The sequence below is a fragment of the Rhodohalobacter sp. SW132 genome, assembly GCF_003390325.1.
Classification (GTDB): Bacteria; Bacteroidota; Rhodothermia; order Balneolales; family Balneolaceae; genus SW132.
Genome location: NZ_QUOK01000035.1, coordinates 1 through 691 on the forward strand (window position 1 = coordinate 1; position 691 = coordinate 691).

Below are 691 nucleotides of genomic sequence, written 5' to 3' on the forward strand. Positions count from 1 at the left end.
TTTCGTGAACCCACAGATAGTCAAAAACAGGATATCAAAACTTTAAGATGATAAAGCTATTTTACTTTTTATTGATTTTTGTTGTCGCATGTAGTGGAAATGCGGAAACTTTTGATAATACAAAAGAGGAGCCTCATGAATATTATGAGTTTTACACAACAGATTTTTCATATGTAGCTGTATTGTTTTTTAGAAATAGTGATGTTCTTCAAGACGGTTGCGAAATTGAGATTGATTTATATGAAACTTCTGAAAACTTTAGATCAGAAATAGATGAAAAATATACGGCTGGTGAGTTTTTGCCATACCAAGGTTTAAATTCAAGGTATGATGATTTTGACCTCAATTTATCTGAAATGAGTCACATGAGAAGTATTCATTTGTATGATCGTATTCGACCTGTCTCTTGTGTATCAGAACATCCAGAAGATGAATATCGCACAGAGCTAAAACATTTTAGATGGATTGAAGGACTAGAACCAGTTTTAGGTCATTCTGGACATGTGATAAATAGAGCTGATACGGCATTTGCAATGTACATCAGGCATGAAAAATCAATGTTCTATTTATGGTGAACTTTGAATACACGAGTTGCAAACCTTATAGTAACTAAAATAACCAGCGGCTCAAGCGGACGAGTTTGCAATTTGGTGCATTGGAAAGTTGGTTGCCTCGCCGCTTAGCCGCCAAA

1 protein-coding gene is annotated in these 691 nt (G+C 35.0%); it reads left to right on the top strand.

The features are described from left to right. The first annotated feature begins 47 nt into the window (after positions 1 to 47). Positions 48 to 575 (top strand): hypothetical protein, encoded by a 528-nt coding sequence (locus tag DYD21_RS20810; protein WP_116038944.1) that lies wholly within the window; start codon positions 48 to 50, stop codon positions 573 to 575. Positions 576 to 691 lie beyond the last annotated feature (116 nt).

Bases quoted from the DNA above. Each gene is read 5' to 3' on its own strand.
- DYD21_RS20810 (WP_116038944.1), top strand. From the start codon at position 48: ATGATAAAGCTATTTTACTTTTTATTGATTTTTGTTGTCGCATGTAGT.